The 25,912-nt window shown below is 67.5% G+C and carries 23 protein-coding genes; 8 read left to right on the forward strand and 15 right to left on the reverse strand.

The genetic code is table 11. From position 1 onward, the window contains the following. Positions 1 to 27 precede the first annotated feature (27 nt). The 3 genes from KVG96_RS00310 to KVG96_RS00320 all read left to right on the forward strand — a co-directional run bounded on the left by KVG96_RS00310 (position 28) and on the right by KVG96_RS00320 (position 5,444). On the forward strand, positions 28 to 3,411 hold the full coding sequence (locus tag KVG96_RS00310; RefSeq protein WP_217890389.1) for an AAA family ATPase: 3,384 nt from the start codon (positions 28 to 30) through the stop codon (positions 3,409 to 3,411). A gap of 175 nt (positions 3,412 to 3,586) precedes the next feature. Next, on the forward strand, positions 3,587 to 4,723 hold the full coding sequence (locus KVG96_RS00315) for a DUF3182 family protein (RefSeq protein ID WP_217890390.1): 1,137 nt from the start codon (positions 3,587 to 3,589) through the stop codon (positions 4,721 to 4,723). Next, the gene (locus tag KVG96_RS00320; RefSeq protein WP_217890391.1) at positions 4,686 to 5,444 is read left to right on the forward strand and encodes an alpha/beta hydrolase family protein; all 759 of its coding nucleotides are present in this window, start codon (positions 4,686 to 4,688) and stop codon (positions 5,442 to 5,444) included. The genes KVG96_RS00315 and KVG96_RS00320 overlap by 38 nt, the downstream gene beginning before the upstream one ends. Before the next feature lie 66 nt (positions 5,445 to 5,510). On the opposite strand, the gene KVG96_RS00325 is transcribed toward KVG96_RS00320, so the two are convergent. The 4 genes from KVG96_RS00325 to KVG96_RS00340 form a co-directional block, all read right to left on the reverse strand. Further along, positions 5,511 to 6,491, reverse strand: a complete 981-nt coding sequence (locus KVG96_RS00325; RefSeq protein WP_217890392.1) for a lysylphosphatidylglycerol synthase domain-containing protein — start codon at positions 6,489 to 6,491, stop codon at positions 5,511 to 5,513. Then, positions 6,488 to 7,771 (reverse strand): cardiolipin synthase ClsB, encoded by a 1,284-nt coding sequence (gene clsB, locus KVG96_RS00330; protein ID WP_217890393.1) that lies wholly within the window; start codon positions 7,769 to 7,771, stop codon positions 6,488 to 6,490. Before clsB ends, KVG96_RS00325 begins: the two co-directional genes overlap by 4 nt. After that, positions 7,768 to 8,565: an endonuclease/exonuclease/phosphatase family protein gene (locus KVG96_RS00335; RefSeq protein WP_217890394.1), complete on the reverse strand. Its 798-nt coding sequence runs from the start codon at positions 8,563 to 8,565 to the stop codon at positions 7,768 to 7,770. The genes clsB and KVG96_RS00335 overlap by 4 nt, the downstream gene beginning before the upstream one ends. Before the next feature lie 211 nt (positions 8,566 to 8,776). Further along, positions 8,777 to 13,066, reverse strand: coding sequence for a DEAD/DEAH box helicase (locus tag KVG96_RS00340; protein ID WP_217890395.1), 4,290 nt, complete (start codon positions 13,064 to 13,066; stop codon positions 8,777 to 8,779). Positions 13,067 to 13,284: 218 nt separating this feature from the next. Between KVG96_RS00340 and KVG96_RS00345 the strand changes: the two genes are divergently transcribed. Together KVG96_RS00345 and KVG96_RS00350 are read left to right on the forward strand one after the other, a co-directional pair. After that, a complete protein-coding gene (locus tag KVG96_RS00345) occupies positions 13,285 to 14,169 on the forward strand; it encodes a sugar nucleotide-binding protein (RefSeq protein WP_085585855.1) in 885 nt (294 codons plus the stop codon). Then, positions 14,162 to 15,091: an NAD-dependent epimerase/dehydratase family protein gene (locus KVG96_RS00350; RefSeq protein ID WP_217890396.1), complete on the forward strand. Its 930-nt coding sequence runs from the start codon at positions 14,162 to 14,164 to the stop codon at positions 15,089 to 15,091. The genes KVG96_RS00345 and KVG96_RS00350 overlap by 8 nt, the downstream gene beginning before the upstream one ends. A gap of 243 nt (positions 15,092 to 15,334) precedes the next feature. On the opposite strand, the gene KVG96_RS00355 is transcribed toward KVG96_RS00350, so the two are convergent. The 8 genes from KVG96_RS00355 to KVG96_RS27445 form a co-directional block, all read right to left on the reverse strand. Continuing rightward, positions 15,335 to 16,033, reverse strand: coding sequence for an OmpW/AlkL family protein (locus KVG96_RS00355; RefSeq protein ID WP_085585859.1), 699 nt, complete (start codon positions 16,031 to 16,033; stop codon positions 15,335 to 15,337). 178 nt (positions 16,034 to 16,211) lie between these two features. Then, positions 16,212 to 16,730, reverse strand: a complete 519-nt coding sequence (locus KVG96_RS00360; protein ID WP_217890397.1) for a DUF3299 domain-containing protein — start codon at positions 16,728 to 16,730, stop codon at positions 16,212 to 16,214. 11 nt (positions 16,731 to 16,741) lie between these two features. Next, positions 16,742 to 18,007: an ABC transporter permease gene (locus tag KVG96_RS00365; RefSeq protein ID WP_217890398.1), complete on the reverse strand. Its 1,266-nt coding sequence runs from the start codon at positions 18,005 to 18,007 to the stop codon at positions 16,742 to 16,744. A 1-nt stretch (position 18,008) separates the two neighbouring features. Beyond that, positions 18,009 to 18,719: an ABC transporter ATP-binding protein gene (locus KVG96_RS00370; protein ID WP_217890399.1), complete on the reverse strand. Its 711-nt coding sequence runs from the start codon at positions 18,717 to 18,719 to the stop codon at positions 18,009 to 18,011. Positions 18,720 to 18,748: 29 nt separating this feature from the next. Next, positions 18,749 to 19,354 (reverse strand): DUF2796 domain-containing protein, encoded by a 606-nt coding sequence (locus tag KVG96_RS00375; protein ID WP_217890400.1) that lies wholly within the window; start codon positions 19,352 to 19,354, stop codon positions 18,749 to 18,751. 156 nt (positions 19,355 to 19,510) lie between these two features. Beyond that, positions 19,511 to 20,077, reverse strand: a complete 567-nt coding sequence (locus KVG96_RS00380) for a hypothetical protein (RefSeq protein ID WP_217890401.1) — start codon at positions 20,075 to 20,077, stop codon at positions 19,511 to 19,513. Continuing rightward, entirely contained in the window at positions 20,074 to 21,024 is a 951-nt protein-coding gene (locus tag KVG96_RS00385) for a CHAP domain-containing protein (protein WP_217890402.1), read from the reverse strand. The genes KVG96_RS00380 and KVG96_RS00385 overlap by 4 nt, the downstream gene beginning before the upstream one ends. Then, complete coding sequence (locus KVG96_RS27445; protein WP_225927193.1) at positions 21,021 to 21,602, reverse strand: PAAR domain-containing protein; 582 nt, start codon at positions 21,600 to 21,602, stop codon at positions 21,021 to 21,023. The genes KVG96_RS00385 and KVG96_RS27445 overlap by 4 nt, the downstream gene beginning before the upstream one ends. A gap of 133 nt (positions 21,603 to 21,735) precedes the next feature. Between KVG96_RS27445 and KVG96_RS00400 the strand changes: the two genes are divergently transcribed. Continuing rightward, entirely contained in the window at positions 21,736 to 22,089 is a 354-nt protein-coding gene (locus KVG96_RS00400) for a hypothetical protein (RefSeq protein ID WP_217890403.1), read from the forward strand. A gap of 4 nt (positions 22,090 to 22,093) precedes the next feature. Here KVG96_RS00400 and trxA read toward each other — a convergent pair whose 3' ends face one another. The 3 genes from trxA to KVG96_RS00415 form a co-directional block, all read right to left on the reverse strand. Next, positions 22,094 to 22,966 carry a thioredoxin gene (trxA, locus tag KVG96_RS00405; RefSeq protein WP_217890404.1) on the reverse strand — a complete coding sequence of 291 codons (873 nt, stop codon included), beginning with the start codon at positions 22,964 to 22,966 and terminating at the stop codon, positions 22,094 to 22,096. A gap of 68 nt (positions 22,967 to 23,034) precedes the next feature. Further along, on the reverse strand, positions 23,035 to 23,688 hold the full coding sequence (locus KVG96_RS00410) for a class I SAM-dependent methyltransferase (protein ID WP_217890405.1): 654 nt from the start codon (positions 23,686 to 23,688) through the stop codon (positions 23,035 to 23,037). Continuing rightward, positions 23,685 to 24,149: a YbaY family lipoprotein gene (locus tag KVG96_RS00415; RefSeq protein WP_217890406.1), complete on the reverse strand. Its 465-nt coding sequence runs from the start codon at positions 24,147 to 24,149 to the stop codon at positions 23,685 to 23,687. Before KVG96_RS00415 ends, KVG96_RS00410 begins: the two co-directional genes overlap by 4 nt. A gap of 128 nt (positions 24,150 to 24,277) precedes the next feature. On the opposite strand from KVG96_RS00415, the gene nrdR reads away from it, so the two are divergent. Both nrdR and ribD read left to right on the forward strand, forming a co-directional pair. Next, positions 24,278 to 24,742 carry a transcriptional regulator NrdR gene (gene nrdR / locus KVG96_RS00420; protein WP_007906838.1) on the forward strand — a complete coding sequence of 155 codons (465 nt, stop codon included), beginning with the start codon at positions 24,278 to 24,280 and terminating at the stop codon, positions 24,740 to 24,742. Further along, a complete protein-coding gene (ribD, locus tag KVG96_RS00425; protein ID WP_217890407.1) occupies positions 24,739 to 25,869 on the forward strand; it encodes a bifunctional diaminohydroxyphosphoribosylaminopyrimidine deaminase/5-amino-6-(5-phosphoribosylamino)uracil reductase RibD in 1,131 nt (376 codons plus the stop codon). Before nrdR ends, ribD begins: the two co-directional genes overlap by 4 nt. Positions 25,870 to 25,912 lie beyond the last annotated feature (43 nt).

The raw sequence follows: 25,912 nt of genomic DNA on the forward strand, positions 1-25,912 counted from the left end.
TCTCGCGCCGTACCGACAAGGATGTTCATGAACATGACCCCCGACAGCAATCCACGAGGTTCCGCCGGTGGCGCCGCCAGCACCGGCGGGGCGGTCTATGCCGGCTCCGTCGGGGCATGGTGCGCCGTCGAGATGCTGCTGGGCAATGCGGCGTCGCTGCCCTGGAAACTGAGTGACCGGCACAGCATTGTGTCGATCACCTGCGAGAGCTCTACGCAGGTTGACGATCTGGTGTTGCGGCTGCTGCCCGAAGGCTCGGTCTACATTCAGGTCAAGCACGGCCTGGTGATGGGGCCTGAGTTCGACAAGGCGATGTACCAGATGGTCCGGCAGTTCTGGAGCGACGGGTTTTCCCGCACCGAAGATCGCCTGGTCATCGCCACGGACTCTTCCGCGTCGGGCACGGTACGGGTGGCAGTACCGCAAGTGTTGAGTTCGTGCCGCGATCTGGCCAGCGACGCAAAGCTTGAAGGATGCGTGACCAGCGAGGCGACGGGGGCGGCGTTCAAGCGGTTGCGAACCTGCTTCGTCGACGAGTCGAAAAGACTGAAAAAGACGGATGCGGACATCGAGGAGGGCTTTCGCGGGTTTCTGGGCTGCACCCACCTGACGGTCTTCGATACGCTCCTGGATCTGGCACGACATCACGCGATAGAGAAACTGCGTCAGGTCGTCGATCCGCAGCAGGCCCCGCAAGCGTGGGTCCAGTTGAACGACACCTGCCTCGACATGGCAAGAAACCGCAAGTCCGTGGACCGTCCGGGACTGTGGAACATCCTCCGGCGCGAGCGTATCGATGTGTCCCATCACCGGTTGTCGTTGGCCGGGATGCAGGTGCGGCTCGAAGACATATTCCGGGGCATGACCGAACAGCGGATCGATCAGTTGATGGCGCTCGGGAAGTTCACGCCGGATCTCTACGTGCCGCGTGTGGATCTGGACAGGCACCTGGAGCGGTTCCGTGCGAGATCCGAATCCTTGATGGTGATCGTGGGCGGCTCGGGCCAGGGTAAAACCTCCTGGTGCGCACAATGCAGCAGAGCGTTGACCGAACGTCCGACTTTGTTGATCGCAGCAGAAAGCCTGGAAGTCGGCGATGCCAGTCTGAACGACAGCCTGAGCCGGCTCATCGGCCGGTATGTCCATGAGCACGGCGGTTATCCGCTGCAAGCGCCCGAACTGTCGCAGTGGCTCAATCGCACGCCGCTGCTGGTGATCATCGATGGCCTGGACCGGGCGCCTTCGTTCAGCGGGCATCTGCATCGCTGGGTGGATGCCAGTCTGGCGCAACTGACGCAATCGCAGCTGCAACTGGTGCTGACCGGGCGCCCGGAAACCATGGAGCGCTTGAAGGCCCCGCTGGAGCTTTCTGAACGGGTGTATCAACCGCAGAAGGGCAGCCGGCAAATCCTGCTCAAGGATTTCTCCGAGGAGGAAGCGCTCGCCGCCGCCGGGCTTCTGGGCGATGTCGGGCTGGCGCGCTACCGGCACCCGAGCATGATGTCGTTCTGTGCGCAGATCCGTGCGCGGAGCGATGTCGAGTTGGAGGAAACACAGATCGTCGACGGCTTCATCGGGCACCGCCTGGGCCAGGCGATCAATGAGCACGACCTCCTCAACGAACGGCTGGAGCGGTTCGTCTGGCGCTTCGCGCACGCCCTGGCGCACTCGGAACAAGGGGTGCTGAGCGGGGCCGAAGCGTTCGATGTTCCAGGTTTCGACGAGTCAGCCTATGAGGCGCTCAGGCGCATCAATTTTATTGTCCAGGCGGAAGACGTGCTCCGTATCGAACCGGACCAGGTGTCGGAGCGCTTGCAGGGACGCCATCTGGATGTGGCGAAATCCATTGCCGGGCTGGGGCTGATCAAGGCTTTCCCCCTGAAGGTGGGCGCGTTGCGCTTTGCCTTGGCTGATCTCGCACGTCGTGATGCAGGACAGGCCAAGGTGCAATTGGCGCTCCTGGTCGAGCACGCGGGGCAGGAGCGGATGGGGATCGCCCGCAGCCTGGCCTGTTCGACCTTCGACGCATTGCCTGACTGGGGTTCGCTGGAGCCCTTGGCGGCGCAATTGGGGAAGGGCTACCCGGGCAACAGCATCTCGTTGATGTTCGATTCCGGTAGCGTACTGCTCGACCTGATGGCGTCGGCACGCTGGACTGCCGGGCAACGGGTTCGCCTGCTCTGGACGCTGGCGACGACGGAGTCGGGATACGATTGGCGTCACAGGCATTGGAGAAGGATTGACCGGGAACCGAACTTCCATGTGACGCCCTGGCGCAAACGGATGCTGGCCGCCATACAGGATCCGCAGTCGGATGCCTGGCGTTTTTTGATTGAGCGCTTTGATTCGCAGGCAGCCTTCGAAGATTGCAACGAGGCCAACCTCGGGCACCTCGCCCAGGGGTTGTTCTTTCTCGGCGCCGAGACCTGCACCTGGACGGCGCTCCAGGCTTTGACGCAGTCAGAGGGCAAGGAAAGCGCGGACATGATGGAAATGCTCGCCAGAGAATACGCCGGGCAAGTGCTCGACCTGATGGCGCAAGTGCAGGCTTCGGCCCTGTTTGGGTTGAGGCACAAGCAGGCGCTGGCCCGGGGGCTGTCCGCACTGCCGGTCTCCCCGGCAATCGCGCAGGCCGCATCGGGGTTGATGGCGGCAACGGACGATCCCGAGCTGCGCACCACCTGTCTGCGCATGCTGGCGCGAGGAGGCGATGCGGCGTCGGTGCGGGAACTGATCAGCGCACCGGATTTGGCTGATGTCGATGTGGCCGTGTGCCTGGGTTATTCGGGCGCGCAGTTCCAGGCATTCGCCGAGCGTGTGTTCGAGCGGGTGCTGCAACGCGAAGTCGATGTGCAGGCCTTGAGCGGATTTCATTACGGGCTGGGCGCGCCTGAACAGATCGGTGCCCATTTCGCTGTGCTGGCGCCGCTTTTCACGCAAGTGCTTGAGCGGTTGCCCGAGGCCGCGAACCCGGTGGCGCTGATCCTTGAGAGCTATATTCGCAAAGCGATTGATCACGACGCGACATGGCCCGGCGTGTTTGAGCTCGCTGAGCGAGTCCTGTTCTCGGAAGACGTGGACGCGCGCCGAAAAATCATTTACGCCTGCACCGGGGAAGACTCGGATGCGCCGGGCATCGAGGGACAGCGGTTGCGTACCCGAATGATCGAAGCGCTGGTCGAGCGGGAGACGGATCCAGAGAACCTCGAATTGTTGCAGGTGAAACTCTTGTCCGATCAGATCGGTCACCCCGATGCGCCACGGTGGCTCTCTCGGATGATGGGCAAACAGGCCGACGTGCCCAGCGAGGATACGGTCATGCTGGCCGGGTTCAGGGGGGCGGAGGCTCAGCGGATCGAAGAGGTCGTGGATGCCGCCCGATCTCTCCTGGAAGGCGAAACGGCGTTGTGACCCCCTTCGTGCAGAATGCCGGGCACTTTCGGCGGGTCGTGCAAAATGAGACTGGCGCAGCGCCATCAGCCATTTGGCAGGCGCCTGAATCCGTTGGTTTTTTTCGAGGGCGGCACCTGGCCTGATCCCTGCACCGCTTCCGACTGAACCCATCGACCCGCCGGAAGGGGAGCCCATGACCCCGACATCCCGCAGGAAACTGGTGGTCGCCCACTCGGTGCGGCCCGGCGCGCCGCAACATGAGGTGCAGACCAACGCTGCGCTGGCCCGTTGGCTGGCGCAGATACTCGGGCTGAAGTTCGGCGGCGCCTTCGATCCCGGCAAGCACCGAGGTCGCGACCTTTACCTGTTGCCGACCCAGACCGTCGTCGGCCCCGAGGCGGCCCGGAACTTGGGCATTCACGGCCCGGACGACCTGTGGGGCGGCTACGTCGAGCACGATTTCATCGGCACCAAGGCCATCAGCCACGGACTGCGCAGCCATCAGGCCCACGCGCCGGCGGGGTGGTCGCCGCTCTTTTCCGAGCGGGTGCGCACGGTCGTGCTCGACGGCCTGAGCGTGTTCGCCCTCGAGGATGCGCGGCCCGCCGCCGAGCACCTGCTGTACGGCGGGCCGATCCGCCTCAAGCCGATCCATGCCTGCGCCGGCCGGGGACAGGAGGTGATCGGCAGCCTCGACGCCCTCGATGAACGGCTCGCGCGGCCGGACGCCGCAACGCTGTTCGGCGACGGCGTGGTGCTGGAGCAGGACTTGAGCGGTGTGGTCACCCACAGCGTCGGCCAGTCGTTCATCGGCGGCACGGTGCTCAGTTACTGCGGCGATCAATACTTGACCGAAGACGCGTCAGGCGAAGCCGTCTACGGCGGCTCGAACCTGCTGGCGGTGCGCGGCGGCTACGAGGCCCTGCTGGCGCTGGACCTGGCGGACGATGTGCGGCAGGCCGTCGGCCAGGCCCAGGTGTTCGACCGCGCCGCCGATGAGGCGTATCCGCGCTTCTACGCCTCGCGGCGCAACTACGACATCGCCCAGGGCCTGGACAGCGCCGGCCAACCGCGCAGCGGCGTGCTGGAACAGTCCTGGCGCATGGGCGGGGCGAGCAGCGCCGAGGTGGCGGCGCTGCAGTGCTTCGTCAACGACCCGCAGATGCCGGCGGTCTATGTCTCATCCGTGGAAACCTACACCGACCGGGCCCTGCCGGCGGACGCCATCGAGGTCTACCGGGGCCCGGCGGAGCACAGCGGTTTCCTCCTCAAATATGTGACGGTCAACGCCTATGACGGCCAGAAGCGAAAGCATTCACATCGACATTGACGACGAACAGATGAGCGGGACGTTCCTCAGCCCCAAGTCCAAGGTGCCCGGCGTGCTGTTCGTGCACGGCTGGGGCGGCAGCCAGGAGCGCGACCTGGAACGCGCCAAGGGCATCGCAGGGTTGGGGTGCGTGTGCCTGACGTTCGACCTGCGCGGCCACACCGGCGGCACCGGCATCCCCTTGAGCCGGGTCACCCGCGAAGACAACCTGCGCGACCTGCTGGCGGCCTACGACCGCCTGCTGGCCCACCCGGCGCTCGACACCTCGGCCATCGCCGTGGTCGGCACCAGCTACGGCGGCTACCTGGCGGCGATCCTCACCTCGCTGCGCCCGGTGCGCTGGCTGGCGCTGCGGGTGCCGGCGCTGTACCGCGACGAGCAGTGGCACCTGCCCAAGCGCGACCTGGACAAGGCCGACCTACGCGACTACCGCGCCACGTTGGTGCCGGCCGGCAGCAACCGTGCGCTGCACGCCTGTTCGCAGTTCACCGGGGATGTGCTGCTGGTGCAGTCCGAGACCGACGACTACGTGCCCCACGCCACGATCATGAGTTACCGCGCCGCGTGCCAGCAGACCCATTCGCTGACCCACCGCATCATCGACGGCGCCGACCACGGCCTGAGCGACCCGGTCTCGCAGCAGGCCTACACTTCGATCCTGGTCGACTGGATCACCGAAATGGTGGTGGGAGAGCGGTTGAGCATCATCCAGTCCCGCTGAGTCGGGTGGTGCGCCTGCTGGCGCCATCGCCGGGAGGCGGGCGCCCGCGGAACAATGGCGCCGTCTTCAGGAGGCCTTTCTCTCGATTCGCAGCGCCTTGGCCTTGGCCTCCACCACCAGGTACATCACCACCGTGATCAGCAGCGGCAGCAGGAAATAGACCGCCCGGTACGCCAGCAGCCCCGCCACCAGGCTGCCCCGCGACGCCTCGTGCTGGAGCAGGGCGACGAACACCGCCTCCAGCACGCCGAGCCCCGCCGGAATGTGGGTGACGACCCCGGCGATCGCGCTGATCAGCAGCACCCCCAGCACCAGCGGATAGTCGAGCTTGCCCGGCAGCAGGGTGAAGATCACCGCCGCCATCAGCGACCAGTTGAAGGCGCCCAGCAGCAGTTGCAGCACCGCCATGCGCAGCGACGGCAAGTTGATTTCCACGCCCCGCACCGACCATTCCCGGCGCCGGGAAAACCGGCACGCCGCCAGGTAGCCGGCGCTGGCCAGCAACAGCAGGGCGCCCACCCCTTGCAGCGCATCGCTGCTCAGTTTCCAGCCCGGCGGCAGGTTCACCAGGCCGCTGCTGAACACGATGCCGGCGATGGTCATGTAGCCGAACCAGTTGGTGGCCAGGCTCAGGCCGAGGATCTTGGCGATGTTGCCCTTGCTGACGCCCAGCCGCGAGTACAGCCGGTAGCGCATGGCGATGCCGCCGACCCAGGCGCTGAGGTTGAGGTTGAAGGCGTAGCTGATCAGGCCCACCGGCAGGATCTGTTTCCAGGTCAGGTCCTGGCGGATGTAGGTGCGGCCGATCAGGTCGAAGCTGGCGTACACCAGAAAGCTAAGCAGCGTCAGGCCGGAGGCGATGAGCAGCGTGCGGGCCTTGAAGTCGGCCAGGGTCTGCAGCACTTCGGCCCATTCGATGCGGCTGGCGAACATCGTCAGCAGCACGATCAGCGCCAGGAAGAACAGCAGCGTCAGCGGGCGCTTCCAGCGATGCCGGCGGGAGCGGTCCGGCGTTGCCGGATGCGCCGTTTCAGTCAGGCGGCTCATCGGGTTTCGCTGCCTGGCGCTCGGGTGAACGGCGCCAGCCTGGGCTTGTGCGCCGGCAACCAACCGGCCATGGCCGGGAAGTGGCGCAGGAAGTGAAACACCAGCAAGCCCACGGTCATGCGCCAGAGCCGCCCGCGCGGCACGCTGGCGGGATCGACCGCCCGGCAATGGTCGCGGCTGAGCTGTTCCAGGTGTTCATGCAGTTCGCGGTTGAACGTGCGGTCGCGGATCAGCACGTTGGCCTCCAGGTTCAGCGACAGGCTCAACGGATCGAGGTTGCTCGACCCGACGGTGCTCCAGTCTTCGTCCGCCAGCGCGACCTTGCCGTGCAGCGGGCGCTCGCAGTACTCGTGGATCTGCACCCCGGCCCGGAGCAGGTAGTCGTAGGTCAGGCGTGCGGCGAGCTTGGCCACCTGCATGTCCGGCTGGCCCTGGAGGATCAGCCGCACCTCGACGCCGCGCCGGGCCGCGTTGCGGATCTCGCGCAGCAGCCGGTAGCCGGGGAAGAAATACGCGTTGGCGATCACCACCCGACGCCGGGCGCTGCGCAGCACTTGCAGGTACACGTCCTCGATGTCGCGGGGGTGGCGGTCGTTGTCGCGGAACACCAGCCGCACCTGACCGTCGTGCCCGTCCAGCGCCAGTTGCGCACGGCGGTCGCGGCGGCGCAGCCACCAGAACCGCGCCCGGCCCGGACGGCCGCTCTGCAGCAGGGCGAAGTGGTGGATGTCGGCCACCGCCGGCCCCTGGATCTGCACCGAGTAGTCCTGCTTGGCTTCGGGGCCGAAATCCGCCAGGTGGTCGCCGGAGAAGTTGATCCCGCCCATGAACGCGATTTGGCCGTCGACCACCACGATCTTGCGGTGCAGGCGCCGGAACCAGTTGGTGCGGATGCCCAGGCGCTTGGGCGCCGGGTCGAAGATCTGCAGGTGCACGCCGGCCTCGCTGAGCGCCGCGAGGTAGCCGGCGCTCAATTCGCCGCAGCCGAACCCGTCGAAGTTGACGGTGGTGCGCACGCCCCGCCGGGCGGCGTCGATCAGGATCTGCTGCAGTTCGAGGCCGACCTTGTCCTCGAACACGATGAACGTCTCCAGCAGGATTTCGCTCTGCGCCCCGCGCAACGCGGCGAACACCTTGGGGAAGTAGGCTTCGCCGTTCACCAGCAGTTCGACCCGGTTGTTGCCCTGCCAGCCGTAGTCGACCTCGACGGCGCCGGGCTCGCGCACCGGGGCGGCAGGGACGGGCGCCAACCCGGATTTCTCCAGCGGTGCGCTGCTCATGCTTCGATCTCCACGGACAGCGGCACATGGTCGGAGAGGTGCGACCAGGGCCGGTTGGCCAGCACTTGCGGACGGCTGGCCTTGAGGTTGCGCACGTAGATGCGGTCGAGCCGCAGCGCAGGGAAACGTGCGGGAAAGCTGCGCGCCGGCTTGCCGTGGTGGGCGGCGAACACCTCGCGCAGGCCGCAGGGCCCGAGCATCGCATCGGCCTGCTGGCGCCAGTCGTTGAAGTCGCCGGCGACGATCACCGGCGCGTCGGCCGGCAGTTCGGCCAGGTATTCGGCGAGCCGCGTCAGCTGGCGGCTGCGGTGGCTTTCGCGCAGGCCCAGGTGCACGCAGACCGCATGCAGCTCGCGGTCGTCCCCCGGCAGGCGCAGCACGCAATGCAGCAGCCCGCGGTTCTCGTGGCCGCTGATCGACACGTCGAGGTTGTCATGGCGCACGATCTGGAATTTCGACAGCAGCGCATTGCCGTGGTCGCCCTCCGGGTACACCGCGTTGCGCCCGTAGGCGAACTGCGGCCACAGGCTGTCGGCGAGGAACTCGTATTGCGGCATGGTCGGCCAGTCGGCGAAGCGCTTGGGGTGGTGTTCGTGGGTGCCGTGGACTTCCTGCAGAAACACCACGTCGGCGGACACGCTGCGCACTGCCTCGCGCAGTTCCGGCAGGATGAAGCGCCGGTTCAGCGCGGTGAAGCCCTTGTGGGTGTTGACGGTGAGCACCGTGAACCGGCACGTGGCGACGGACACCGACGCCTGCTCGTCGGTGACGCCGATCGGCTCGGGAATGCTCATGGCCGCACCTTGCGATGCATTGGGTATTGGATTGGATTCGCCGCCATGCCGTCCTCCCGTCCGAGGGCCGCTGCGGGCCCTGTCTGTGGATGACTGACGGCATGACGGGAAAGTTTCGGCGGAGCTACGGGCGGTCGTCGGCCGGGTGCGCATCGGGCTCAGGCGATCCAGGCGGCCGCCCCAGAGGTTGCCCGCCGCGACCGACACGCCTCTATTTGTGCTGGATCAGTCTGTTGCGCAGCGCCGTCATGGCGTCCGGCGCCAGCTCCAGCCAGTATTGCTGTTTGCCGGCGATCTCGGCGGCCGCCGGCACGCCGTCGCGGTACACCAGCCGGTTGCCCGCCAGCGCCGGCACTTTCGCGCCCGGCAACAGGGTGCCGGCCAGGTTCAGCGGGTCGACCCCGCACACCGCCACGAGGCTGCCGTCAGGGGGCCGGCGACGGACCTCGCGGAGCAGCGGGATCGCTTCGGGCAGGGCGAACTGCTCGCCCGCCAGGCCGCTGACGAAGCGTCCGCCGCGGATCTCGCCCCGGGCCTCGAGGCGATGGAAGGTGTGGAGCAGCTCGCGCCAGCTCGGCAGCCAGTCCGCCTCGCGCTCCAGCAAGCGCCAGAACACCACGCCGTAGCGGCGCAGCAGGGTCATGGCGATGTGTTCCAGGGCCTGGTGTTTATCCACAGGCGCGCCGCGCCGCAGCAAGGCCCAGCGTCCGGCATCGTCCATGCCGCCTGTGAAGGCGCCGCGACCGCGCCGGTGGCTGCGTTGCGGGCGTTTGCCGGCCGGGGCGGTCAGCGCCCGCAGGCCGGCGAAGCTGTCGGCGTTCACCAGGCCCGCGCCCACCAGTTCCTGCAAGGCGGTCTCCAGTTCCGAACGCAGCAGGTGCGCTTCGTGGATCAGTTCGTCGAAAAACAGCGCGCCGTGCAGGCTCAGGGCCTCGAACACCTTTTGGGCTTTGGGCGACAGTTCATCGCTCGGCGTCTGCTCGGCCAGCCCGCTCCACAGCCCCACCCGGCTGCGCGGCAGCAGCACCACCGGCGTGCTGCGCAGGGCGTTGCCGCCCGGGGCAGGGCGGGCGTTCAGGCGCATCCACACCTGTTTGCCGCTGCGGCACAGCTCGTCCAGCCAGCCCGGCGAATAGTCTTTGAGCCTGGCCGGCAGCAGGTCGCTGTCCCAGGCCGACGCGGCCGCCGGGTAGCCTTCGAACTGGGCGACGATGGCCGGCAGCACGGCGTTGCCCTGGCCTTGGGTGGCGGCCGACAGATGCTGCCAGTCGAACAGGAACCGCATGAAGTCCTGCAGCGTCACCGGTTCGATTTCCCGGCGCAGGCGCTTGACCGTGTAGCGGTGGATCCGCGCCAGCAGGTGCCGCTCGCACCACTCTTCGGTGTCCAGCCCCGGCGTGAAGCGCCCGCGCAGCACATAGCCCTCGTGCTCCAGGCGGGCCAGGGCCTGCTGGACGAGCGACGCCGACAACGCCAACGGCTCGCCGATGGCCTGCACCGGCAACGGGCCGAAGCCGCTGAGCCGGGCACGGATCACCTCGACCAGCGCCTCATCGGCCGACCAGGCCTCGTCGAAGCCGGGCAGCGGCGCTACGGCCGGATGCCGTTCGGCCTGTGGATAAAGCGCCAGCAGGCAGGCCAGGCGTTCCCGCGCCAGCCACAGTTGCCGCTGCGGATCGATCCGCAAACGGCAGGCGCGGCCGCTGTCGGCCAAGGTCTCCAGCCATTGCGGCCAGCGGGGATTGGCCTGGGCCTCGCGGTCGCTGACGCAGGCCAGGCTCATCAGCGCTTCGTGCATTTCGTCGATGTTGCCCGGCGCCGGCCAGGCCTCTTGCGCCACGGCGGCAATCGCCTCGGCGTCCAGCGCGCCGAGGTCGTCGGTGGACTGCGGGTCGCTCCAGCGTCGGTTGAGCACCGCTTGGGTGCGGCGTTCCTCCAGCGGTGCGTCGTCGAGGAAGGTGTAGGGGCGGGCGCTGAGGATCTCGGCGGCCAGCGGCGAGGGCGCCGGCAGGTCGCGGCTGACCAGGCGCACGTCGCCGCGCTCGATGCGCCGCAACAGGGCGAGCCAGCCTTCGGTGTCCATCGCTTCGTGCAGGCAGTCGTCGAGGGTCTGCTCGACCAGCGGATGGTCCGGGATCTCACGCTCGCCGGCGAGGTTCTCGAGGCAGGCGATCTGGTCGGGAAACACGCTGGCGATCAGGTCTTCGCTTTTCATCCGCTGCAATTGCGGTGCGACCTTGCGCCCGCCGACGAAACGCGGCAAGGCCAGCGCCACCCCGGCGTTCCAGCGCCAGCGCACGCCGAACAGCGGTGCGTCCAGCAGCGCCTGGATCAGCACGTGTTCGGCGCTGTCGCTGCGCAGGTAACGCCAGACGTCGTCGAGGGCGAAGCTGTGGCTGGTGGACAGCGACAGCACGATCGCGTCTTCGCTGGCGGCCGCCTGCAGCTCGAAGTTGAAGGTGCGGCAGAAGCGCTTGCGCAGGGCCAGGCCCCAGGCGCGGTTGATGCGGCTGCCGAACGGCGAGTGGATGATCAGTTGGGTGCCGCCGGACTCGTCGAAGAAACGCTCCATCAGCAGCGTGTCCTGCGAGGGCAGGGCGCCGAAGGACTGGCGGGCGCAGGCCAGGTAGTCCACCAGTTGCCCGGCGCTTTCAGGGTTCAGGCCGAGGATCGCGGTCAGCCAGTCGAGGGCCGGTTGCAGCTCGCCGGGGCGGGCGCCGAGCAAGGCGTCGAGCTGCGCATGCAGGCGGGCCACCGCCGCCGACAGCTCGGCGCTGCGTCCCGGCGCCTCGCCGAGCCAGAACGGAATGGTCGGCGGCTGACCTTGGGCGTCTTCGACCCGTAGCTTGCCGGTCTCCACCCGCAGGATGCGGTAGGACGTGTTGCCGAGCTGGAACACGTCGCCGGCGATGCTCTCCACGGCGAAGTCTTCGTTGACGCTGCCGACGTTCAGGCCCTGAGGCTCCAGCAGCACGCTGTAGTCGGCGTTGTCCGGGATGGTGCCGCCGCTGGTCACCGCGGTCAGCCGCGCGCCGCGCCGGCCGCGCAAGGTGCGGCCGACGGCGTCGCGGTGCAGGTAGGCGCTGCGGATGCCCTGGCGGCCGTTGTAGCCTTCGGCGAGCATCGTCAGCAGCGCCTGATAGTGCTTGTCGTCGAGGCCGGCATAAGGCTCGGCCTGGCGCAGCAGCGCCAGCAGCCCGGCTTCGTCCCATTCCCGGCAACTGACTTCGGCGACGATCTGCTGCGCCAGCACGTCCAGCGGCGCCTCGGGGATGTGCAGGCGGTCGAGTTCGCCCCGGCGCACGCAGTCGAGCAGGGCCGCGCATTCGATCAGGTCATCGCGGGAGGTGGCGAACAGGCGGCCCTTGGGCGTGCCGCCGACCTGGTGCCCGGAACGCCCGACCCTTTGCAGGAACGCGGCGATCGAGCGCGGCGAGGCGATCTGGCACACCAGGTCGACTTCGCCGATGTCGATGCCCAGCTCCAGCGCGGCAGTGGCCACCAGCACGCGCAGCTCGCCGCGCTTGAGCCGCTGTTCGGCCTCCAGCCGCGATTCCTTGGCCAGGCTGCCGTGGTGCGCCGCCACCGCGTCCTTGCCCAGGCGCTCGCTCAGGTGCCGGCTCAGGCGTTCGGCCAGGCGCCGGGTGTTGACGAACACCAGGGTGGTGCGGTGCTCGCGCACCAACGTGGCGAGGCGCTCGTAGACCCGTTCCCAGACGTCGTTGGCCATCACCGCCGACAGCGGCACGGGCGGCACCTCGATGCCCAGATCCCTCGGCCGGGCATGGCCGATATCGATGATCTCGCAGGGGCGGCCATGGCCGACCAGAAACCGCGCCACCGTCTCGATGGGCGTCTGCGTGGCCGACAGGCCGATGCGCAAAAGCGGCTCCGGGCACAATGCCTGCAAACGCTCAAGGCTCAGGGCCAGGTGGCTGCCGCGCTTGCTGGCGGCCATGGCGTGGATCTCATCGACGATCACCGTGCGCGCGGTGCCGAGCATCTGCCGTCCGGACTCCGAGCCGAGCAGCACGTAAAGCGATTCGGGGGTGGTCACCAGAATGTGCGGCGCACGCTTGCGCATCGCGGCGCGGTCGTTCTGCGGGGTGTCGCCGGTGCGTACGGCGGTGGTGATCTCCAGCGCCGGCAAGTCCGTGCGGCGCAATTGGTCGGAGATGCCGGCGAGCGGATCCTGCAGGTTGATGCGGATGTCGTTGGACAACGCCTTGAGCGGCGAAACGTAGACCACCAGGGTCGCGTCCGGCAGCCCGTCGGGGTTTTCCAGGCCACGGCGGACGAGATCGTCGAGCACGGCAAGGAAAGCGGTGAGGGTCTTGCCGGAGCCGGTGGGCGCCGCGATCAGGGTCGAGCGGCGCTGGCGGATCAGCGGCCAGGCGCGGGCCTGGGCGGCGGTGACCGTCGGGAACGTGCTGGCGAACCAGGCGCTGACGGCGGGATGAAAGCCTGCCAGGGCGCTGTCGGCGGGGAGGGGCAGATTCATGGGCCAGTTATGCGGGCGGGCGTTCGAAGATGCAAGTACCGCTGGGGATCTTCGGTGACCCCGATCGCCGCACCACAAAACCGGGGGGATCTACACTTTGCGGGTGACGGTTGCGCACTAAACCCGCAAAATGCAACGATTCCGGCAATGACCGGCGGCGGCGCCCGCCGCGCCGCCGCCATCGCCATGTTTCCCATCAGACTGGGCCTGCTGACTCTATGCGAATGCGCCTTATGTTACTGGGCGGCGGAAATGCCCTTGGGCAGGCGCTGATTCGCCTCGGTGCAGAGGAAGACATCGGTTTCCTCGCCCCCCGCCCGCCCGAAGACGGCTGGGATGCCGCGAGCCTGACCCAACTGCTCGACGACACCCGTCCCGACGCGTTGATCAACCTCGCCTACTATTTCGACTGGTTCCAGGCCGAGGCCGTCAGCGAAAGCCGCCTGGCCGGGCAGGAACGCGCCATCGAGCGTCTGGCCGAACTGTGCCAGCACCACAACATCATCCTGTTGCAGCCTTCCAGCTACCGGGTGTTCGACGGCTCCCGCGCCACCGCCTACAGCGAAAAGGACGAACCGGTTCCGCTGGGCCTGCGCGGCCAGGCCCTGTGGCGCATCGAGCAGAGCGTGCGCGCCACCTGCCCGCAGCATGTGCTGCTGCGCTTCGGCTGGCTGCTGGACGACAGCCCTGAGGGCACGCTGGGCCGTTTCCTCGCCCGCGCCGAACAGCCGGACGAACTGCTCCTGGCCGATGACCGCCGGGGCAATCCGACCCCGGTGGACGATGCGGCACGGGTGATCATTTCGGTGCTCAAGCAACTCGATTGCGCGGCGCCGCTGTGGGGCACCTACCATTACGCCGGCCAGGAGGCGACCACGCCGTTGGCGCTGGGCCAGGCGATCCTGACCGAAGCCCGCGGCCTGCATCCGCTGGCCGTCGAGGCGCCGACCGCCCAGGCCCACGCCGCGCGTCCCGACGCCGCCGAAGAGCCGCAGCACGCGGTGCTGGCCTGCAAGAAAATTCTGCACACCTTCGGGATCAAGCCGCGCGCCTGGCGCGCCGCCCTCCCGGGCTTATTGGATAGGTTTTACCGTCATGGCTGAAGGCCCTGTTTTAATCACCGGCGGCGCCGGTTTCATCGGCTCGCACCTGGTCGACGCCCTGCTCGCCACGGGCCGTTCGGTGCGGGTGCTCGACGACCTGTCCACCGGCAAGCGCAGCAACCTGCCGCTGGACAACCCCAAGGTCGAACTGGTGGTCGGCGATGTCGCCGACGCGGCGCTGGTCGCCACGGCGATGCAGGGCTGCAGCGCGGTCGCCCACCTGGCCGCCGTGGCATCGGTGCAGGCATCGGTGGACGACCCGGTGAAGACCCACCAGAGCAACTTCATCGGCACCTTGAACGTCTGCGAGGCCATGCGCGTGGCCGGCGTCAAGCGTGTGCTGTTCGCCTCCAGCGCGGCGGTGTACGGCAACAACGGCGAAGGCCAGGCAATTGACGAAGACACCCCCAAGGCCCCGTTGACGCCCTACGCGTCGGACAAGCTGGCGGGCGAGCATTACTTTGACTTCTACCGCCGTCAGCACGGCCTGGAACCGGTGATCTTCCGTTTCTTCAACATTTTCGGCCCGCGCCAGGATCCGTCCTCGCCGTATTCCGGGGTGATCAGCATCTTCAGCGAGCGGGCGCAGAAAGGCCTGCCGATCACCGTGTTCGGCGACGGCGAGCAGACCCGCGATTTCCTCTACGTCGAAGACCTGGTCGATGTATTGGTGCAGGCCATCGAAAAACCGGAGGCGCAACCGGGGGCGGTGAACGTCGGCTGGAACCGCGCGACCAACCTCAAGCAGATGCTGGCCGAGCTGGAAAAGGTCGTCGGGCAGCTGCCGGCCGTGAGCTACGGCCCGGCCCGCTCCGGCGACATCCGCCACTCGCGGGCCGACAACCGGCGTTTGCTGGAGCGCTTCGACCTGCCGGCGCAGACGCCGATGAGCGTCGGCCTGGCGCGGTTGCTGGGGCAATAATCCGAAGACACAAAAAAGGCGCCTTTGCAGGCGCCTTTTTTGCGGGCGGGGTATCGCTTTGATGCTCGATGCGATCCCTGTGGCGAGGGCGCTCGCTCCCGCTCGACTGCGCAGCAGTCGCAGATCCAGTCAACGCGGTTTTTCTGAAGCACCGCTTCTGTCCGGTCCGGGGCCGCTGTCGCAGCCCGGCGGGAACGAGTCCCCTCGCCGCATTAGCCCTCATCCACCACCACGTGAACGTTCTTAGAACTTGTAGCCCAGACCGACCATGTACACAAACGGATCGACGTCCACGTTCACCCGTGCGCGGGTGCCCGGGGCCACGGCGTTGTTCTCCACGGTGGCGCGGGTGTCGATGTCGATGTAGCGCACCTGGGCGTTGAGCATGATGTTGTCGGTCAGCATGTAGTCGGCGCCGACCTGCCAGGCCAGGCCCCAGGAGTTCTTCGCCTTGAAGTTGCTGAAGCCGTTGGACTGGGCCTGGCTGCCGACGTGCTCGTCGTAGATCCAGGTGTAGTTGATGCCGCCGCCGATGTACGGCTGGAAGGCCGACTTCGAGTCCAGCGGGTAGTAGACCAGGCTCAGGGTCGGCGGCAGGTGCTTGAGGGTGCCGAGCTTGCCGTTGGCGGCGGCGAGGCCTGTGCCCTTGAGCTTCACGTCATGTTCGAACGGGGTCGCGGCGAGCAGCTCGACGCCCAGGTTCGGGGTGATCATGTAGGCGAAGTTCAGGCCCAGTTGGGTGTCGCTGCTCATGGTCGCCTTGCCGCCCAGGTTGGCGCCGCTCAACGGACCCTGGTCGACCTTGACGCTGGAGCTGTCGGCCTTCGGGTTGACGGTGATCGCACCGGCGCGAACGATGATGTCGCCGGCTTCGTGGGCATGGGCGAGCGGGGCTGCGAGCGCAAATGCAAACAGCGAGGCGCTGAGCAAGGACTTGTTCATGGGGGCTCCAAAAGGACGTTGAAAATGTTCGATGTCCAAATGGTACGGAGCCGTCTGATACGGTCTTTTGATTCAGCTCAATGAAACAGTGATCGTCGTTTTTTCTGCGGAACTTCGCCGGCCCCATCGCCAGCCTGCTGGCGATGGGGCCGCCCGGGCGCCGCCGTGAACGGCGGATTCACTCCGGCAGTTCATACACATAGATCTTGTCCGCCGCCATCTGATACCCGGCGTCGGCCAGTTCGCTGGTGGACGGCTTGACCTGCAGCGGCCCCTCGACCCAGTACGGCTGGTACAGCTCATCGAGCTTCACGCCCACTTCGCTCTTCACGTGCACGATCTGGTTCGAGGGCGGTGGCGGCACGTGGATGCAGGCGCCGAAGTACGGCACCAGCAGGAAGTCCGTGGTGCGGCCTTCCTCGCTGACCTCCAGCGGCACGATGTAGCCCGGCAGGCGTACGTTCTGCCCGTCGAGGCTCTGCACCACCGGGGCATTGGGCATGTCCTGCTTGGCGGCGGGCGCGGACTCGGCGGACAACGCGTCGCCCATCTTCGACAGATCGTGCAGCGGCGTCATGTTCGGCGTCTCCGCCGGCGCGTCCGGCGGGATCATCTCCGACCAGGTCAGGTCTTTCGGCGCGGCCGCCCACACGGGCAGGGCCATCAGCAACAGCAGCGCGAGCGCGGCGCGGGGCATGGGGAACATCCTCATAGACGGATCGACAGGCCATCGGCCAAAGATTGGCGGTAGGCGCGCCAGGCCGGCACGCTGCCCATCAGCAGCGCGGCCGCCAGAATGCCACCGAGCAGCGTCCATTCATACTCGCTCGGCCAGGCCAGCGGCAGGTACAGCCCGTAGTTGGCCTGCACGTAACCTTGCGCCACGGCGATGCCGGCGTACAGCAGGGCCAGCCCGGCCAGCGTCCCGGCCAGCGCCAGGGCGAAAGCCTCCAGCACCAGCAGGCTTGCGATGTGCCAGGGCCGTGCACCCACCGAACGCAGGATCGCCATCTCCCGGCGGCGCTCGTTGAGGCTGGTGAGGATCGCCGTGAGCATGCCGATCAACCCGGTCAGCACGACGAACAGCGACACCACGAACAGGGCCTTTTCGGCGGTGCCCATCAGGCTCCACAGCTCCTGAAGGGCCACGCCGGGCAGGATCGCCAGCAGCGGTTCGCCACGGAATTCGTTGATCTCCCGTTGCAGGGCGAAGGTGGAAATCTTGCTGTTGAGGCCGAGCATGAACGCCGTGATCGCCTGGGGCGTCAGGTCCATGTTGCGCGCCTGGTCGGCGCTGATCCGCCCGTTGCCCCGGGCCGGCACGCCGTTGTGCCAGTCGATGTGGATCGCCTCCATGCCGCCCAGGCTGATGTGCAGCGTGCGGTCCACCGGCGTGCCGGTGCGCTGGAGGATGCCGACCACGGTGAACGGCTTGTCGTCGTGCTTGACCAGGCTGATCGCCGCCACGCCGTGGGCCAGCACCAGTTTGTCGCCGAGCTTGTAGTGCAGCGCCTCGGCCACTTCGGCGCCGAGCACCACTTCGAACGGATCGGTGGCGAAGGCGCGGCCGGCGGCCAGGGCCAGGTGCTGCTGGCGGCCGTAAAGGTAATGCTCGAAGTAGGCGCCGGTGGTGCCCATCACCCGGTAGCCCCGGTGGGAGTCGCCGAGGGACATGGGGATCGCCCATTTCACTTTCGGGTCATTGGCGAACCGCTCGAAGCTGTCCCAGCGGATGTTGTTGGTGGCGTTGCCGATGCGGAACACCGAGTACAGCAGCAGGTTCACCGAGCCCGAGCGGGCGCCGACGATCAGGTCGGTGCCGCTGATGGTGCTGGCGAAACTGGCCTTGGCCTCGGTGCGCACCCGCTCCACCGCCAGCAGCAGGCAGACGGAGAGGGCGATCGCGAACGCGGTCAGCAGGGCGGTGAAGCGGCGGTTGGCCAGGCTGGCCATGGCCAGGCGGAACAGATACATCTCAGACCTCGGCGGACGTGGCGGCGCGATTGAGTTCGGCCAGGGACAGGTGACGGTCGAACAGCGGGGCCAGGCTCTGGTCGTGGCTGACGAACAGCAGGCTCGATCCGGCGTCGCGGCATTCGGCGAACAGCAGGCGGATGAAGTTTTCCCGGGCGTCGTGGTCCAGCGCCGAGGTGGGTTCGTCGGCGATCACCAGTTCCGGCTGGCCGATCAAGGCCCGCGCCGCCGCCACCCGTTGTTGCTGGCCGATGGACAGCGAATCGGCGCGGCGGCCGAGGATGCCTTCATCGTTCAGGCCCAGGTGGGCGAGCAGGGTGGCGGCGGCCTGGTCGACGCTGCCGTGGCGCTGCCGGGCCCGCTGCGCCCGCAGCTTCGAGAAGTGGCACGGCAGCTCGACGTTCTCGCGCACCGACAGGAACGGCAGCAGGTTGAACTGCTGGAAGATGTAGCCGGTGTGATCGACCCGGAAGCGGTCGCGGGCGCCGGCGCCGAGGTCGGTCAGTTCCTGGCCGAGCAGGCGGATGCTGCCGCGGCCGGGCTTCTGCACCCCGCCGAGCAAGCCGAGCAGGGTGGTCTTGCCGCTGCCGCTGGGGCCCTTGAGGAACAGGGTTTCGCCGGCCTCCAGACGGAACGCCGGGATGTCCAGCAGCGGCGGGTGGCCGGGCCAGCTGAAGCCCAGGTCCGACAGTTCGATGAGTGCTTGGGTCATGGTGCCGATCCCACTGGGTTTGGGTGGGTTCAGAGCGTCAGGGCAGCGGCCTTGGCCGTGACTTCGGTGCCTTGCTGGCCGCTCGGGCCGATCAGTTGCACCTGGATCTTTTGGGTGGCCGGGAAGGTGCTGAACACCTTCGAAAGGTCCAGCGCCTTCAGCGCACCCGGTGTCGCGCAACTGAACCGGTAATGGGCGTGGATCTCGCTGTGGTCGTGGTGATGCTCGTGGCCGTCCTTGTCGGCTTCCTCGTCATGGTCGTCGTCATGGTCGTCGGCGTCGTCGGGCTTGTCGCCGAACAGCGGGCTTTCCAGTTCCTGGCGGGTGACCTTGCAGCCGGCGGCGGCCGGCAGGCTGAACAGCGCCAGCGGTTGCTCGAGCTGCGCGCGGGCGGCGGCGACCTTGGCCTTGTCGGCTTCACTGGTGGCGGCGTGTTCGAAGCCGACCAGGTTCATCGCCGGGCTTTCCAGTTCCAGCTCCAGGGTCTGGCCGTCGAGCGCGGCGTTCAGGCGGCCGACACCATGCTCGTGGGCGCCGAGGCTGCCATGTTCGTGGTCATGGTCATGCTCGTCGGCGGCCTGGGCGACGGCCAGCGGCAACAGGGCAAACGGCAAAGCGAGCAGCAGACGGCGCATGGCGGTCTCCGGAAAGTAAAGTGAAGAGTTTGTTATGTAATCTTATAACGAAAGTGCGGAGAGTTTGCCCGCCCGCCCCGCATTGCGCAAGACATGGCGCACGCTGCCCGCGCCAGGTCGCGGGCAACGCTCAGGCGTTCGAAGGCGTCCGGACGGTCAGAACCCGTTGCCCGGATAGTCGAACCAGTAGCGGCCCGACAGCACCTGACGGATGAACCCGGCCTCCAGCACGTCCGGCGCATCGCGGTTGAAGCGCTCGCGCCAGGCCGGCAGCCACCAGTAATCGACGGCGGTGCCGCGCGGGTGCACCACCAATGTCAGCACCTCCCGGTCGATGCTGGCCTGCTCGTACAACTGATGGCTGCGGTCCATGAAGCCCAGGTACTGGCCGATCGGCAGCCGGAACATCAGCGCGGCGGTGTAGACCTTCTCGCTCTGGCTGAACGCCGGGCTCTGCAGGATCTGCACGGCCTCGCAGGCATAGGCCTGGGGCTGATCGGCAATCGTGCGGCCCTGGGGCGTGGAGAGCACGTCGAAGCGGTTGTCGAGTTCGCGCCAGTCCACCCGGCCGTTGCGTTCGAAGTAGCCGTGGACGAATGCGCTCAGGGGCCCCGGCGCGCCGTCGCCGGCCGGGCAGGCCGTCAGATCGGCGGGCGACCAGAACCGCCAGGCCGCGATCAGTGCCAGCGCCAGCACCGGGAGAATCCAGAAAAGTCGTTTCATTGGGGTTTGCTGTGCTTGTACCGTCGGAAAATGGTGAAGTCATGATCGCTGTCGATGCCGTTGCCTGCGATCTGCCGGAAGCCGGCGTCGTTGACTTCGACTCTCTCCCAGCCGGCGGAAATGCATACGCCCTGGGCCAGGATGAACCCGACATGGCCGCTCGCATTGGAATAATTGACAGCATACGCGCCAATGTCGCCGGGTAAAGCCGAACGCTCCACCTTCCAGTTGTTGAGCAGCCGGGTGTCGTCGGCCCACTCGCCGGCCAGCGGCGGGCTGAGATTCTTGACGCCCGGCAAGTATTTCGACTTGCCGTGCTCGATCAGCGCCACGTTGACCCCGATGGAGGTCAGCACGTCGTACACGAACAGGTTGCATTTGTTGGTGCCGGCCGCGAACTCCACGCTCTGCTTGAGCGTCGGGTGCTCCAGCGACTTTTTGCTCGTTTTGCCGGCCCATGCCGTGGAGCCCCGGTGCTGAAGGGCCGCGAGCAGTATCCGGCGCGGCATGTCCTGGATCATCACCTTGACGGTGCGGGTCTGGTTCTTGCGCTTGACCCCGTATTCCACCTCATAGAACACATCGTTCGTGACGGCCCCGGTGGTGGACAGGGGCACCCTGACCCAGGGCGACACGGCCACCATCGTCAGGCGTGTGCCCGGCTTCAGCGTGGCGGTGTTGAGCGCCTTCTGCGCGCCGGACGTCCCGACGACCCGCAGGCTGACTTCATGGCTGTCGCGGGTCTTGATGGTCTTGGTCTTCCCTGTGTCCTTGACGGTGACGAGGGTCTGCAGCTTGTCCGGCTGCAGCAGGTACGTCTGGTCGAGGCCGTCGGCTTGCGTGATCGCGTCGTCGACGACGTCGCCGTCGATCAGCAACTGAAACTTCACGCCACGGGGCGCCTGCATCAGGAAGTCCTTAAAGACCAGTTTGATTTCCGATTTCATGGCGACTCCTGATCCAGCGGCTCTTCGTAGGCATAGAACGACCACTCGGCGTCTTCGCCGACCAGCAGGGTGTCGTAGTCTTCGGGGTTCTCGACGGCGTGTTCGCAGCCTTCGCCGGTGGCCGTGCAGGTGCTGTCCTGGAGGATGGCGGCCTTGTTCTTGTCCTTGAGGCGGTAGGCCAGGCCCGGCTTCTCGGTGTCGTCCTGGCGCTCGACGATCACCTGAAGATACCGGCGGGACGCCAGGGCGGCGATCGGCGGGCCCATGTCGATGGGCGCCGGCCGGCCGATGCCGGCGTAGCCGCTGTGCTGCTGGGTCAGCACCTTGTTGGCCATGGGCGGACAGCCGCAGGCGACGTAGTCGCCCTCAAGCGCCGCAGGGCCTGCGGGCAGCATCAGGGTGCGCTCGCCCACCGCGACGATCGGCCCTTGGCCGGCGCTGCAGGCCGGGCAACTGGCGAGCTGCCCGACGGAGGCGATGATCTGCCCTTCGATCCTGAGGTTTTCGTTGCCTTCGAGCACCGCGCCACCGGTGGAGGTGGGGGCTCCCTTGGAGGCCAGTTTCCTGCCTGCGGACATGGGCATCCTTCCCATGGAAAAAACAGAAATATAGACGCTCCCGGGAAATCTGCCGGATGCCGCTCATCGTGCGCTTGGCGTTGCGCACCGGCCATGGGAGCATGCCGGCCATACAGATGCGGGAGCGAAACTTATGTTGCGGATACGCGGAACCGTCGGCGACCTGCCGGTGGACTTGACGCTGGAGCTGGATGACGGCGACTGGGCGCGGCTCGGTTCGCACTTCGGCGCGTCCTTGCAGGCGGCGCCCCAGGCTGGCGCAACGCCGGCGGCGAAACCGTCGAACCAGGACGACGCGCTGTGGCAGACGGCGCGGGAGCTGCTGTGCAAGGCCGGGCAACTCAGTGGGCCGGACCTGCTGGAGCAACTGGAAGGGCTGACCGGCAGCGCTGCGGCGGGCAAGCGCCTGCTGGTGCGGCTGCGGCACTGCGCGCAGGTGAAGGTAGCGAGCGGCGGGGACACGCCGCTCTACAGCTGGATCGAGTGACCGGTCAGTACAGCGCCGCGAACACCTTGCGCCGGTAGGTGGTCACCAGCGGGTGATCGTTGCCCAGCAGTTCGAACACTTGCAGCAGGGTCTTGTGCGGCAGGCCTTCGCCGTAGCTGCGGTTGCGGATGAACAGCTTGAGCAGGGCGTCCAGCGCCGCTTCGTACTGCTGGCGGGCCAGTTGCTGGATCGCCAGTCGGTACACCGCTTCATCGTCCTGCGGGTTCTGCGCAAGGCGCGCCTTGAGCTCGGCGGCGTCCGGCAGGTCCCGGGCCAGGCCGAGGAACTTGATCTGGGCCTTGGCCCCGGCCAGCGCGGCCTTGTGCTCATCGCTCTTGACCGCGTCGAGCACGGTCTGCGCCTCGCCCAGTTCGCCGCGTTCGGTGAGGCAGCGGGCGTACAGGATCAGCGCCTTGGCGTTGGTGTTGTCTTCGCCCAGGATCACCGCCAGCGCCGCTTCGGCGTCCGCGAACCGGCCGGCGTCGAACAGCGCCCGGGCCTGTTCGAACGGGTCGGCGGCGGCCGGCGGCGGCATCTGCACATGGGGCTCGAGCATCGCGCGCACGGCGGATTCAGGCTGCGCCCCGGCAAAGCCGTCCACCGGCTGGCCGTCCTTGAACAGCACCACGGTCGGCAGGCTGCGGATGCCGAAGCGGGCGACGATGTCCTGCTCGATGTCGCAGTTGACCTTGGCCAGCAGCAGCTCGCCCTGATAGCTCTCGGCGATGCCCTGGAGCATCGGCATCAGCGCCTTGCACGGCGCGCACCACTCGGCCCAGAAATCCACCAGCACCGGTTTGTGGAAGGAGTTCTCGATCACCGACCGGTCGAAATCGGCGGTCGTGGCGTCGAAGATGTACGGCGTTTGCTCGCTCATGGGGGCTCTCGTGAAAGCGTGAATGGGGCAACTATACGGCTTGGCGGGGGGCGGCCGGAAGCGTTGGGCTAGCGCCGCGCATGGTAAAGGCTGACATGCCGGAACTCCTCCGGCTCGGCCAGGTCCGGCAGGGTCATGGCTTCCAGCATCTCGATGCGGGTGTACTGCGGATGGCGGAAGTCGCGCACCCGGGAGTCGGCCACCAAGGCCTCGCGCCCGCGGCTGAGGAACGCGTCGAGCAGCGGCAGGTTGGCCCGGTCGTAGAGCACGTCGGCGACCAGGATCAGGTCGAAGCGGTCCGCCTCGGCGAAGAAGTCCGTCGAGTAGCCCATCTCCACGCCGTTGAGGCTTGCGTTCGCCCGGCATGCGGCAATCGCCAACGGGTCGAGGTCGCAGGCCACCACTTCCAGCGCGCCGGCCTTCACCGCGGCGATCCCGGCGATCCCCGAGCCCGCGCCGAAGTCCAGCACCCGCTTGCCCCTGACCCATTCGGGATGTTCGGCCAGGTAGCGCGCCACCGCCAGGCCGCTGGCCCAGCAGAAGCTCCAGTACGGCGGCTCGTGGAGGATGCGGCGGGTCTCGTCCGGGGTGAATTCCCGGGCCATGTTGTCGCCGTCGATCAGCCACAGGCGCAGATCGGCGCCCGGCAGCGGGCAAGCCACCAGCCGGGCGTCGCCGAGCAGTCCGCTCAAGGCCTGCTGCAGGTCGAACGGCGCATTCATGGTGCTTTTACAAATTGCAGCGGACCCAGGGCCTGGGTGGTCGGCTGGGCGATGGTCTGCGACGGCAAGTGCAGGATCAGTTGGCCGGACTGGCTGGCGCGGCCGCGCAGCTCGACCCGGGCGCCGGCGGGGAAGGCGTCGGGGTTGAAGCGCAGGTGGAACGGCAGCGCCTGGTCGTTGCCGATCAGCGTGGCGCTGGCCAGCAGTTGCTGCGGCCGGTCCTTCTCGTCGATCACCAGCAGCGCCAGTTCGACTTCGGCCCCGGCGGGCACGCCTTGCAGGGTGCCGCTCAGCTCGCGCTGGTAGGCCGGCAGCGGGCCGAGGTCGGCGGCTTCCCTGGCCTTTTTCTGCGCCTGCTGCGGCGCAGGTCCCGGCGTCGGCGGCTGGGGCTTGGGCGCGTCGCTGCCGCAGGCCACCAGCAGGCTGAAGAGACTGAGCAAAACGAGCGGACGTAACGGCATTGGCGGCTCCGTAAAAGTGAAATCCATGGATCGTCAGATCATGGCAGTCTGTATACCGCAAAGCCTATGGCTTGTCTTGCCACGGGGATGCGCTACCATGGCCCTCCCATTTTTTGTTGCCAGCCACCATGCACTGTCCCTTCTGCGGTGCCAACGACACCAAGGTCATCGACTCGCGTCTGGTCGCCGAGGGCGAGCAGGTGCGCCGCCGGCGTGAATGCCTGGCCTGCGGCGAACGCTTCACGACGTTCGAGACGGCCGAGCTTGTGTTGCCGCGCCTGATCAAAACCGACGGCAGCCGCCAACCCTTCGACGAAGAGAAACTGCGCGCCGGCATGCAGCGTGCGCTGGAGAAGCGTCCGGTCAGCGTCGAGCGCCTCGAGTCCTCCCTGGTGCACATCAAGCACAAGCTGCGCGCCACCGGCGAGCGCGAGGTCAAGTCCCTCGTGGTCGGTGAGCTGGTGATGGCCGAACTGAAAAAGCTCGACGAAGTCGCCTACATCCGCTTCGCGTCGGTGTACCGCCGCTTCCAGGACCTCAACGAGTTCCGCGAAGAGATCGACCGCCTGGCCCGCGAGCCGGTGAAAGAATGACCGCCGCCGAACAGGCCGTCCTCGACGCGCACTTCATGGCCCGGGCCCTGGAGCTGGCGCGCAAGGGCCACTACACGACCCATCCGAACCCGCGGGTCGGCTGCGTGATCGTGCGCGACGGGCAGATCGTCGGCGAAGGCTGGCACGAACGCGCCGGCGAGCCTCACGCCGAAGTCCATGCCCTGCGCGCTGCCGGTGAACTGGCCCGGGGCGCCACCGCTTACGTCACCCTTGAGCCGTGCAGCCACCATGGCCGCACGCCGCCGTGCGCCGACGCGTTGGTCAAGGCCGGCGTCGGGCGTGTGGTGGCGGCCATGCAGGATCCGAATCCGCAGGTGGCAGGCCAGGGCCTGCAACGCCTGGCCGACGCCGGCATCGCCACCGCCAGCGGGGTGCTGGAAGGCGAGGCGCGCAAGCTCAACGAAGGCTTTCTCAAGCGCATGGAACACGGCTTGCCGTTCGTGCGGGTCAAGCTGGCCATGAGCCTCGACGGTCGCACGGCCATGGCGAGCGGGGAGAGCCAATGGATCACCGGGCCCGCCGCACGCTCGGCGGTGCAGCGCCTGCGGGCCCAGGCCAGCGTGGTGCTGACCGGCGCCGACACGGTACTGGCCGATGGCGCACGCTTGACCGTGCGTGCTGAGGAGTTGGGGCTGGATGCGGCGCAGACCGCGCTGGCCATGAGCCGCCCACCGCTGCGGGTGCTGGTCGACGGACGCCTGCGGGTGCCGCCGGACGCACCGTTCTTCAAGGCAGGTCCGGCGCTGGTCGCCACCTGCGCGGCCGTGGAAGAGCAGCACGCCGACGGCCCCGAATGCCTGCATGTGCCGGGCGATGACGGCCAGGTCGACCTGCGCCGGCTGCTGACCGAACTGGCCGGCCGCGGCGTCAACGAAGTGCTGGTCGAAGCCGGGCCGCGCCTGGCCGGCGCCTTTGCGCAGCAGGGGCTGGTCGACGAGTTCGTGATCTTCATCGCCGGCAAGTTCTTGGGCTCCGCGGCGCGTCCGTTGCTCGACTGGCCGCTGGCGCACATGAAGGACGCCCCGGCACTGAAAATCAGCGAAATCCGCGCGGTGGGCGATGACTGGCGAGTCACCGCAATCCCTCTGCCTGCCGCGAGCGTATAATTCCCGGCCATCGCGTTAGCGCAGGCGCCGTTCTCAAGGAGAA

Origin of the sequence: Pseudomonas ekonensis (assembly GCF_019145435.1) — a bacterium.
In the GTDB taxonomy this organism is placed as follows: Bacteria; Pseudomonadota; Gammaproteobacteria; order Pseudomonadales; family Pseudomonadaceae; genus Aquipseudomonas; species Aquipseudomonas ekonensis.

Excerpts from the sequence above, each read along its gene's own strand:
- KVG96_RS00385 (WP_217890402.1), bottom strand. The coding sequence starts at position 21,024 with ATGAAATCGGAAATCAAACTGGTCTTTAAGGACTTCCTGATGCAGGCG.
- KVG96_RS00375 (WP_217890400.1), bottom strand. The coding sequence starts at position 19,354 with ATGCGCCGTCTGCTGCTCGCTTTGCCGTTTGCCCTGTTGCCGCTGGCC.
- KVG96_RS00310 (WP_217890389.1), top strand. The coding sequence starts at position 28 with ATGAACATGACCCCCGACAGCAATCCACGAGGTTCCGCCGGTGGCGCC.
- KVG96_RS00345 (WP_085585855.1), top strand. The coding sequence starts at position 13,285 with ATGCGAATGCGCCTTATGTTACTGGGCGGCGGAAATGCCCTTGGGCAG.
- KVG96_RS00335 (WP_217890394.1), bottom strand. The coding sequence starts at position 8,565 with ATGAGCATTCCCGAGCCGATCGGCGTCACCGACGAGCAGGCGTCGGTG.
- KVG96_RS00340 (WP_217890395.1), bottom strand. The coding sequence starts at position 13,066 with ATGAATCTGCCCCTCCCCGCCGACAGCGCCCTGGCAGGCTTTCATCCC.
- KVG96_RS00400 (WP_217890403.1), top strand. The coding sequence starts at position 21,736 with ATGTTGCGGATACGCGGAACCGTCGGCGACCTGCCGGTGGACTTGACG.
- KVG96_RS00350 (WP_217890396.1), top strand. The coding sequence starts at position 14,162 with ATGGCTGAAGGCCCTGTTTTAATCACCGGCGGCGCCGGTTTCATCGGC.
- ribD (WP_217890407.1), top strand. The coding sequence starts at position 24,739 with ATGACCGCCGCCGAACAGGCCGTCCTCGACGCGCACTTCATGGCCCGG.
- KVG96_RS00410 (WP_217890405.1), bottom strand. The coding sequence starts at position 23,688 with ATGAATGCGCCGTTCGACCTGCAGCAGGCCTTGAGCGGACTGCTCGGC.
- KVG96_RS00360 (WP_217890397.1), bottom strand. The coding sequence starts at position 16,730 with ATGCCCCGCGCCGCGCTCGCGCTGCTGTTGCTGATGGCCCTGCCCGTG.
- KVG96_RS00415 (WP_217890406.1), bottom strand. The coding sequence starts at position 24,149 with ATGCCGTTACGTCCGCTCGTTTTGCTCAGTCTCTTCAGCCTGCTGGTG.
- KVG96_RS00380 (WP_217890401.1), bottom strand. The coding sequence starts at position 20,077 with ATGAAACGACTTTTCTGGATTCTCCCGGTGCTGGCGCTGGCACTGATC.
- KVG96_RS00355 (WP_085585859.1), bottom strand. The coding sequence starts at position 16,033 with ATGAACAAGTCCTTGCTCAGCGCCTCGCTGTTTGCATTTGCGCTCGCA.
- clsB (WP_217890393.1), bottom strand. The coding sequence starts at position 7,771 with ATGAGCAGCGCACCGCTGGAGAAATCCGGGTTGGCGCCCGTCCCTGCC.
- KVG96_RS27445 (WP_225927193.1), bottom strand. The coding sequence starts at position 21,602 with ATGTCCGCAGGCAGGAAACTGGCCTCCAAGGGAGCCCCCACCTCCACC.
- KVG96_RS00320 (WP_217890391.1), top strand. The coding sequence starts at position 4,686 with ATGACGGCCAGAAGCGAAAGCATTCACATCGACATTGACGACGAACAG.
- KVG96_RS00370 (WP_217890399.1), bottom strand. The coding sequence starts at position 18,719 with ATGACCCAAGCACTCATCGAACTGTCGGACCTGGGCTTCAGCTGGCCC.
- trxA (WP_217890404.1), bottom strand. The coding sequence starts at position 22,966 with ATGAGCGAGCAAACGCCGTACATCTTCGACGCCACGACCGCCGATTTC.
- KVG96_RS00325 (WP_217890392.1), bottom strand. The coding sequence starts at position 6,491 with ATGAGCCGCCTGACTGAAACGGCGCATCCGGCAACGCCGGACCGCTCC.
- nrdR (WP_007906838.1), top strand. The coding sequence starts at position 24,278 with ATGCACTGTCCCTTCTGCGGTGCCAACGACACCAAGGTCATCGACTCG.
- KVG96_RS00365 (WP_217890398.1), bottom strand. The coding sequence starts at position 18,007 with ATGTATCTGTTCCGCCTGGCCATGGCCAGCCTGGCCAACCGCCGCTTC.
- KVG96_RS00315 (WP_217890390.1), top strand. The coding sequence starts at position 3,587 with ATGACCCCGACATCCCGCAGGAAACTGGTGGTCGCCCACTCGGTGCGG.